At 50.8% G+C, this 8747-nt stretch carries 12 protein-coding genes; 11 read left to right on the top strand and 1 reads right to left on the bottom strand.

What is annotated here, in order from left to right; genetic code table 11:
• Nucleotides 1-612: 612 nt before the first annotated feature.
• Nucleotides 613-1020 carry a helix-turn-helix domain-containing protein gene (locus tag VV089_RS00845; protein WP_334334582.1) on the bottom strand — a complete coding sequence of 136 codons (408 nt, stop codon included), beginning with the start codon at nucleotides 1018-1020 and terminating at the stop codon, nucleotides 613-615.
• 225 nt (nucleotides 1021-1245) lie between these two features.
• Here VV089_RS00845 and VV089_RS00840 point away from each other — a divergent pair, with 225 nt between their 5' ends.
• The 11 genes from VV089_RS00840 (at nucleotide 1246) to VV089_RS00790 (ending at nucleotide 8746) form a co-directional block, all read left to right on the top strand.
• Nucleotides 1246-1425 carry a DUF6906 family protein gene (locus tag VV089_RS00840; RefSeq protein WP_334334581.1) on the top strand — a complete coding sequence of 60 codons (180 nt, stop codon included), beginning with the start codon at nucleotides 1246-1248 and terminating at the stop codon, nucleotides 1423-1425.
• A 14-nt stretch (nucleotides 1426-1439) separates the two neighbouring features.
• The gene (locus VV089_RS00835) at nucleotides 1440-1643 is read left to right on the top strand and encodes a helix-turn-helix domain-containing protein (protein WP_160225173.1); all 204 of its coding nucleotides are present in this window, start codon (nucleotides 1440-1442) and stop codon (nucleotides 1641-1643) included.
• Between the two features lie 14 nt (nucleotides 1644-1657).
• On the top strand, nucleotides 1658-3772 hold the full coding sequence (locus tag VV089_RS00830) for a transposase (protein WP_334334580.1): 2115 nt from the start codon (nucleotides 1658-1660) through the stop codon (nucleotides 3770-3772).
• Nucleotides 3773-3825: 53 nt separating this feature from the next.
• A complete protein-coding gene (locus tag VV089_RS00825) occupies nucleotides 3826-4791 on the top strand; it encodes an AAA family ATPase (protein WP_135992229.1) in 966 nt (321 codons plus the stop codon).
• Between the two features lie 14 nt (nucleotides 4792-4805).
• Nucleotides 4806-4997 carry a hypothetical protein gene (locus VV089_RS00820; RefSeq protein ID WP_334334579.1) on the top strand — a complete coding sequence of 64 codons (192 nt, stop codon included), beginning with the start codon at nucleotides 4806-4808 and terminating at the stop codon, nucleotides 4995-4997.
• A gap of 1 nt (nucleotide 4998) precedes the next feature.
• Entirely contained in the window at nucleotides 4999-5463 is a 465-nt protein-coding gene (locus VV089_RS00815) for a regulatory protein GemA (protein ID WP_334334578.1), read from the top strand.
• Entirely contained in the window at nucleotides 5426-5671 is a 246-nt protein-coding gene (locus tag VV089_RS00810; protein ID WP_334334577.1) for a hypothetical protein, read from the top strand. Before VV089_RS00815 ends, VV089_RS00810 begins: the two co-directional genes overlap by 38 nt.
• A 19-nt stretch (nucleotides 5672-5690) precedes the next feature.
• Entirely contained in the window at nucleotides 5691-6086 is a 396-nt protein-coding gene (locus VV089_RS00805) for a hypothetical protein (RefSeq protein WP_334334576.1), read from the top strand.
• On the top strand, nucleotides 6083-6331 hold the full coding sequence (locus tag VV089_RS00800) for an AbrB/MazE/SpoVT family DNA-binding domain-containing protein (RefSeq protein WP_334334575.1): 249 nt from the start codon (nucleotides 6083-6085) through the stop codon (nucleotides 6329-6331). The genes VV089_RS00805 and VV089_RS00800 overlap by 4 nt, the downstream gene beginning before the upstream one ends.
• A complete protein-coding gene (locus VV089_RS00795; RefSeq protein WP_334334574.1) occupies nucleotides 6331-7014 on the top strand; it encodes a hypothetical protein in 684 nt (227 codons plus the stop codon). Before VV089_RS00800 ends, VV089_RS00795 begins: the two co-directional genes overlap by 1 nt.
• Before the next feature lie 121 nt (nucleotides 7015-7135).
• Entirely contained in the window at nucleotides 7136-8746 is a 1611-nt protein-coding gene (locus VV089_RS00790) for an N-acetylmuramoyl-L-alanine amidase (RefSeq protein ID WP_334334573.1), read from the top strand.
• Nucleotide 8747 lies beyond the last annotated feature (1 nt).

The raw sequence follows: 8747 nt of genomic DNA, 5'->3' as shown, positions 1-8747 counted from the left end.
TGTAACTTAACAGAATAAATGACAAAAAGGTATTTATGAGTGGGAACATCCGTGAGGGGGTGGGAAATGCCGGGAAACCCCGTGAAATATAGGGTTGTGGCGAATTTGAGAGGGAGAAAATAAAGCATCTTTGACAGCGATTTTGTGAATAGGCTGTTAAGATGCTTTTTTATATGTGTTTAAGGAAGGAGAACGGAGGAGAGTGCAAGGAAGCATTGATTTTATAGGGTTTCTGCGACTTTCCCCCGTTCTTTAAGGTTGTAATGATATTATACATTAGATTTTTGTGCTTGAAAATAGTGAAAGCGTTATAACGGGGCGTTATTGCGTTACTGATTTAGAATTAGAAACATGGGTAAGTACCGCAAAAGCTCCCATAAATAAAAGGTTTTTTGAAAGTAACGCTTGAAAAAATAGGCGTTACTTGTCAGCAGCAGTATCCGGCATGTGGGAGCCGGATTGGATAAAATCAATTCTACAAAATGGAGCTTTGGAATTGCATGTGTAGAATTGCCCTATTTTATAAGCTTTTAGCCCACTTTGGGGAAATGTTTCCCTGAAAAACAATTCTACAGTTTTTGGGTGACAAGTAACCCAAAAAAAGCAAAAAAATTATCCCACCATGTTACCTTTTTCTGTATCTGTCAATCCGGATGATTTTGCACTTGTCTCTCTTGCCTTTTGGGTCTTCCGTAGCTTCAGTTCCAATAGTCCTAAGAGCTCCTCTTGGTCATCTTCAGACAGTTCCCGGAAACCATCTAAAAGCTTTTTTTCGTTTCCGAAGATTTCTATATTCTTCGTTTCCGAAGATATTCCGGTCATAAGATATTCCATGCTACAATTCAAAGCTTGTGAAATTGAGAAAAATGCAATAGCAGATGGGACTCTGCTTCCGTTCTCAATCTGACTAAGTGCTCCGGATGTAATGCCACATTCACGGTGCATATCTGTTTGAGTAAGCCTTAATTCTTTTCTTCTCTCTCTGATTCTATTTCCAATACTATCCATACTAATATCCATGATACCTCACTTTCTGCGTAATCGAATAAAAATCACCGTATCCGAAGAAAAAGGCTTGACAATCTTCGGATACGAAGATATACTTATACTTGCAAGGGGGTTACTTGTAACCCAATAAGCATATCAAATTTCTAAGAAAATCTCAATAGCCGGAGTTCTCCGGCACAAAGAAAGTCACCCGGTTCAGGGTAGCAGAGAAATGAGAAAACAGGAGGAACGGAACGAGTGAAGAATGGGAAAGCCCCTACACGGGAGCAGAAAAAAATTATGAAGGCTCATGGACTGATACCGGAAAACTGGCTTGTAGTGAAAAACCTCCCTGATACTTTGGAGGTGGTAAGCCGGACAGCATTGAAAAAAGTCGGTCAGAAACCAAGGACAAAGATTGTATCAAAGAGCCTTTAATGTGAGGTGAGCAGATGGCAACAAAGCAGACGAGACTGACACCCTTTGGGAGGAAAGTCAGGAAAAGGCTCATAGACAAGAACATGACACAGGTGGAGCTTGCTGCTTTGCTTGGATGCAATAAGCAGTATATCCACAAGATTTTAGTCGGTGAGCGTAGTGGTAAGAAATACATTGAAGCAATATCAAGGATACTGGAAATTGAGATGGTGGCATGAAGGAGGTGAGATGATTGGCTGAAGCATATGTCACATTGGCTGAAGCGGCGGAGCTGGAAGGGGTCAAATATAAAACAATGGCACAGAGGCTGTCAAGAAAAAAACAGGCTTTTGAAACCAAGACCGAAAAGTCAGAAACGGGCGGAAAAGATGTGGTGCTTGTGGCAGTCTCCTCATTATCCAAACAGGCAAGGAACGCATGGAAGGAAAGGGAAAAGCTGAAATCCTTCACGGAAGGGGTTCCGGAAGGGCAGGAGACAGCAGAGCAGAAGCCGGAAGTACCATGGTATGTGAACATGGACATTGACTGGTACATTGAAAACTACAAGGAGAGATACTACAAGGCTGTGGAGCTTGGGAACGTGGTCAGGAAGTTCCTTCAGTATGACGAGGGAGACCGGACAAAGTACGCTGAAGAGTTCGCACAGAAGCACCTTGGGAAGGGGCAGAGGACTTTGTACCGATACACCAAGGCATACCTTGAGGCATCCGCATGGGCGGACAAGCTTCAGAAGGAGGAAGGGGCAGGGTATGAGTTCTTCAAGGTTCTCTGCCTATGCCGGAAGCCAAAGGAGACCGGATGCTTCCCAAGCATCAAGCCGGAGGTCAAGCAGGTCATCAAAAACATATGGTTCAATGAGGACTTTGCCCGGAACCAAGGCACCCGTGAGATGCTCTATGAGAAGCTGACAGCCATTGCAAACATCAACCTGACAGCCGGGATGCCGGAATGGGAGAAGATACCATCCTATCAGACGGTGGTGAGGTATATCAACTATCTCATGGAGGATGAGAACATGAGGAACGCCTACTTCCTTGCATCCCGTGGCACCCGTGAATACAAGAACAAGGTCATGGTGAAGGGGAGCCGGGATACCAAAGGGCTTCAGGTGATGCAGATAGTTATGGGTGATGAGCATACTTTTGACTGTTGGGTGAGCTATAAGCAGCCCAATGGCAAGGTCATAGCAATCAAGCCGCACTTGGCGGCATGGGTGGACATGCGGAGCAGGGTCATCATGGGTGATGTCCTCTGCAAGGATGCCAACTCCGACATCCTGAAGCAGAGCCTCCTCAAGATGATTTATTCAGAGCCGGGAGGGGTTCCGGAGTACCTCTACATAGACAATGGCAAGGACTATACAGCCAAGACCATGACGGGAAGAGACCGGAATGACCGGAGCGGCTTGAACTTTGACAATGAGACACAGGGCTTCTACAAGAGCATAGGCATCAAGGATGACCACCGGGCACTGCCTTATGAGCCATGGAGCAAAGGGCAGATAGAGCGGTTCTTCCGTACCGTCTGCAATAAGTTCACCCGTTGGATGAAATCCTACACGGGAACGCTTACGGGCTCCAAGACTTCTGACAAGGTGGAGAAGGACATCAAGCGGATGCTTGAGAGGGGAGAGCTCCTGACACTGGAAGAGTTCTATGAAAAGTGGCATGAGTGGCTTACAACGGTCTACATGCACACGGAGCACTCCGGGCTCAAGAAGATGGGGGAGACCTACAAAAAGCCTTATGACTGCTTTATGAATGAGGACAGGTACTTCAAGGCGGCACCGCCTAAGAGCTATGCAACCATGCTGATGATGAAGTCAGAAAACGTGCTTGTCCGCAACATAGGCATCACCAAATGGGGATATGAGTACCGCTCCGATGAGCTGTGTGACTATATCGGGCGGAAGGTTGACATCAAGTATGACCCGGATGACATGGCTGTCCTGTACGTCTTTGACCAGAAGGGCAAGCGTATCTGTGAGGCGTACTGTCAGGAACTCCTTCAGATAGCACCGAAGGTCACGCAGAAAGCCCTTGAGGAACACCTGAAGATGCAGAAGAGGCAGCAGAAGCGTGACAGGGAAAGGCTTGAGGAGGCAAGGAGACCGTTTGAGGAGCTCAATGAGCAGTATGTTGGCTTCAATGAGACAACTGGCGGCATTGACCTGATGATAGGCGGCAAGAAGCAGGAGAAGGCGGCAAAAGTCATAGCACTCCCGAAGGACAGAACCTATCAGCAGGGCTTCCGGGCGGAAAGCAGGGAAGAGGCTGAAGGGGACAGCGAATACATGAGCAGGCAGGCGGAGAACGCACTCAAGAAGCTTAGAGCGATAGGCGGATGACAGGAAGACAAGGTTAGGTTTTAGTGAAGGAAAAGGAAAGGAAGGTTGTAACTATGGAAGCATTGAATACCTACAAAGCGGAGAAGACACTGGCGGAGCAGATGAACGAGAGACTGGCGGAGCTGAAGATGACCAAGGCGGAGGCAGCCCTCAAGATGAACTACTCAAGGGCGGCACTTAGCCAATACCTCAACGGGAAGTATGCAAGTGACCCTACCGAACTGGAAAAGAAGGTCAGGGAGTTCCTTGAGGCATCCGGAGGGATGGAAGGCGGTCAGGCACCGGAGGGAGGCAAGGCAGGCATCCTCAAAAAGAAGGTAGAGTTTTTTGAGAGCCGGGATTTTGTGCAGACTATCGGAGTTTGTCAGGCATGTCAGGAGTATATGGGGCTTGGGATAATCGTTGGGAAGTCCGGTCAGGGAAAGACCCATGCCCTGAAGAAATATGCAGAGCTGCCGAGGGTGGCATACATTGAGTGTGATGACACCATGGCTTGCCGGGACTTGGTGGAAGCCATTGAAAACGGGATAGGGCTCCCTAGAGGGTATGGCGGAACGATATGGAAGAGGGTCAACCGTATCCGGGAGTTTTTCAATACCAATGAGGGCTTCCTGCTCATCATTGACGAGGCGGACAAGCTCATCAACAAGTACACACAGAAGAAGATGGAGATACTCCGGGGCATCTTTGACCAGTCGGATGTGGGCATTGTCATAGCCGGGGAGCCGAGGCTTGAGACGGAGCTGAAGGGCAACCTTGCCCGTTTTGCGAACCGGATGGACTTCTACTACAAGCTGAAGGGGCTGTCCAAGAATGAGGTGGCGGACTACCTTGAGGGCTATGAGGTCGAAGAGGCAGCCATGGGCGAGATGATAAGCCGGGCAACCAACACACAGAGCGGATGCTTCCGCCTGTTGGATAGGACACTCAACAACGTGCTCCGTATCCTGAAGCAGAAGGGCGAGACCCGGATAACCATGAAGATTGTGAGTGAGGCATCCGACATGATGATGCTTTAGGAAGGAGAGGGCGTATGAAGAAATTGGAGGTTGTTATCAAAGACGAGCAGGAGGAAGAGATGGGGCGTGAGATGCTGTCAGGCATCTATGGTGTCATTCAGAAATATGGGTGCATGGGCGTGTCTGTCCGGGCGGATACCATTACAGACCAAGGATGTATTCAGATACCGGAGTTCCTGAAGCGGAAGAAAGAGAGGAGAGGATAGCATGGCAGGGAACACATCACAGCCGAGCATCAAGAGGGTGTGGGGCATTGCAAAGAGCCCGGAGCTGAAGCTCACGGATGAGGAACTTCATCTCCTTGTACAGGCACACACGGGGAAGGACAGCATCAAGGCTCTCAACAAACGGGAGCTTCAGACGGTCATCCGGGTGCTTGGAGGCATGAAGGACTCCGTGAAGAAGTCAGAGCGTGGGAAGCACCGTGGAGGGAACACACCCACGGAGAACCAAAGGAAGAAGATATACAAGCTCACGCAGGAGCTTGGGTGGGACAAGCCTGCAAGGGTCAATGGCATGTGCCGGAAGATGTTCGGGGTCAGTGCGGTGGAGTGGCTTGACTATCAGCAGTGCTCCAAGCTGATTGAGGCACTCAAGAGCATGGTGAAGAGACAGGAGGAAAAGGAGGGGCAGGATGCAGGACTGCAAGCTGATTGTAACGGTCAGAAATGACAAGGTGAATTTTGAGGGTCAGGACATCAGCGTTAAGGAGCTGGCACAGATAGCAGGCTTCCTTCAGGTGTTTGTTGGCATGGAGGGGCTGAAGCGTGGATTAGACATGGATGATGTGAAGAACAACATGCTTGATATCCACCTTGCTGCCATGGAAACGCTTGAGGAGCAGCTCCGGGGCGGCACCCCTGACACGGATGGCAGTTAAGGAGAAGGAGGCGGAGAGGTTGAAAAAGATACAGTTTGTATGTGACAGGTGCGGAGCTGTCCTTGAGAAGACAGCTATCAAGATAATACCAAACGTAGTAGAGCTTGAGGGGGAAGACATCCTGCATCCGGTGGATGAAGCCACACATGGGATGCACTTCTGTGCAGCGTGTACGGATGCCCTCCTGAAGTTCCTGCTCCCTGAAAACAAGCCTCCACCAAAGCCAAAGGAAAAGCCTGCAAGGAGGAGAAGGCTTGATGCAGGCAGGGTGATGGCTCTCCATAATGCCGGATGGAGCAATGAGGACATAGCGGCTGACATCAGGGCAGAGCCGGAACAGGTCAGGCAATGTATCTACTATCAAAAGTACAAGAAAAAGAGTCCGTCAGGAGCGGACGGAGAGGAGCAGACATGAGCACAGCATATAAGAAGATGACAAGCCACGGGTCAATCAGCATCCCGGTGGCAATGCGGAGGGAGCTTGGCATTGAGCCAAAAGACCCTATGGTGGTGGAGGAGCATCAGGGGGAAATCAGGATAAGACCGTACACGCTCCGCTGTAACTTTTGCGGCGTGACGGACGGGGTGCAGGAGTTCCATGGGAAGGGTATCTGTGGAGCCTGTGCAGCAAAGGCATATCAGAAGTTAGGAGGACAGTAATGGGAGAGCAGACAACAAAGGCAATGAGCAATGAGCAGCTCATTGGGGCATGTGTGGAGCTTGACAGGGAGCAGAAGAGGAGCCGGGCTCTGATGAACAGCTACAAGGCGGAGCTTCAGGCAAGGGGCTTGGCTCTCATGGAAGACCACAATGTGAGGTATGTGAAGTTTTACGGTGGTGAGGGCAGTGCTGCCATCACGGACAGCATGAGCCTTGACATCCTGAACCCGGACAAGCTGAAGGAGCTTGTGGGTGAGGGGGTATACAGCATGAAGGTCAAGGAGGAGACCAAGAAGAGCTACAAGTTTGACAGCAAATTTGAGAAGGCTCTGAAGGCAATCTTTACAGGAGATTACACCTTTGAGACCACGCTTGCAGAGTTCCTTGATGAAATGAGCATCAAGCCGGACGAGAAGCAGAAGAAGCTCCTGCTGAAAAAGCTGAAGGGAGAGTTTGAGAAGGACAAGGAGACCCTCATCTCTGTCTTGGGTCAGGAAGGGCATGAGGTACCGGACTTTGATGTGGAGCTGTGGTACATCTACCGTATCAAGAACGGAGAGCTCATCCGGGCTTTTCTGCCGGAGGACATGATTGATGCAACCATAGAGGGCATCAGGAAGAGCATCTTGGTGGAGACCAAGACATCCATCACATTAGACTATGACACTGAAAAGGAGGAGTAACCATGGAAGAAAAGAAAGAGCTGTTTGATGCAGTGGCAACCGAAGAGGAAATCAATGAAGCAGATGGTCAGCCCATCTACCACGCAAACGAAGGCGAAGGCGAAGACAAGGAGGAATAATCATGGCAAAGAAAAAGATATGTATTGATGCCGGGCACTATGGCAAGTATAACAGGTCTCCGGTGGTGCCGGAATACTACGAGTCGGACATGGTGTGGAAGCTCCACCTGATGCAGAAGGAGATACTGGAAGGATATGGCTTTGAGGTCATCCTGACAAGGAGCAGTCAGGCTACAGACCGGGGGCTCTATGACCGTGGATATGCGGCAAAGGGATGTGTGCTCTTCATCAGTGACCACTCCAATGCCTGTGGTACGGAGAGCGTGGACTATCCAGTGGTGTACCGTGGCTATGACAACATTGGGAACTGTGACGGGCTTGCCCTGAAGCTTGCAAAGGTAATAGCCTCCACCATGGGGACGGTGCAGGCAGGAAGGACAGCCACAAGGAGGGGCTCATCCGGCGGAGAGTATTACGGGGTGCTTAGAGGAGCGAGGGCTGCCGGGCTGACAGACTACTATATTGTTGAGCACTCCTTCCACACCAATGCCAAGATGACAAGATGGCTGCTCAATGACTCCAACCTTAGAAAGCTTGCAGAGGCAGAGTGCAGGGTCATAGCAGAGCATTATGGGATGGACAGCGGCAAGGCAGAGGACAAGGGCAGCATGACCAAGATAACCGGGAAGGCGGAAGCCACAGCGGAGCAGATGGCGGCATACATCAAGGCGAAGAATGGCAGCGTTGCACAGAGCGTACTTGACATGATACCGCTGTACCTGTCCGAGGGAGAGGCGGAGAACATCCGGGGTGACATTGCCTTTGCACAGAGCTGTCTTGAGACGGGCAACTTCACCTTCTCCGGGAGTGCGGTGAAGCTCTCACAGAATAACTTCTGTGGTATGGGAGTGACCAAGAACGGGGAGACCGGGAACAGCTTCAGCACACCACAGCTTGGCATCCGGGCACAGGTGCAGCACCTCAAAGCATACGCCAACACCACGAAGCTGAAGCAGGACTGCATTGACCCACGCTTTGACCTTGTATCCCGTGGCTGTGCCCCGTATGTGGAGTACCTTGGAATACAGGAGAACCCGAAGGGCAAGGGATGGGCTGCCGGAGCAGGGTATGGCGGAAAGATACTGAAGATACTGGATGCCATCAAGGGAGCCGGGAACGGTCAGGCAGGAAGCGGCGGACAGGACTCCGGCAAGAAGCCGGATGACGAAGACAAGCAGCAGGCAGGCTTCACGCCATACCTCATCACTACCACCTGTGACGTGCTGAACATCCGCTCCGGAGCCGGAACCGGGCACAGCGTGGTGGGAGCCATCCGTGAGAAGGCAGGCAAGAAGAACAAGTACACCATTGTGGAGGAAAAGGACGGATGGGGCAGGCTGAAGTCCGGAGCCGGATGGATAAGCCTCTCCTACACCAAGAAGGCGACTGCATCCGGAGGCGGCACAGGCTTCACGCCATACCTCATCACTACCACCTGTGACGTGCTGAACATCCGCTCCGGAGCCGGAACCGGGCACAGCGTGGTGGGAGCCATCCGTGAGAAGGCAGGCAAGAAGAACAAGTACACCATTGTGGAGGAAAAGGACGGATGGGGCAGGCTGAAGTCCGGAGCCGGATGGATAAGCCTCTCTTACACCAAGAAAGCCTCATAGT

Source organism: Candidatus Merdisoma sp. JLR.KK011 (assembly GCF_036941125.1).
GTDB lineage: Bacteria > Bacillota > Clostridia > Lachnospirales > Lachnospiraceae > Laedolimicola.
Note: the sequence above shows the minus strand (reverse complement) of the source record. Positions and strands in the feature narration are given on the sequence as shown.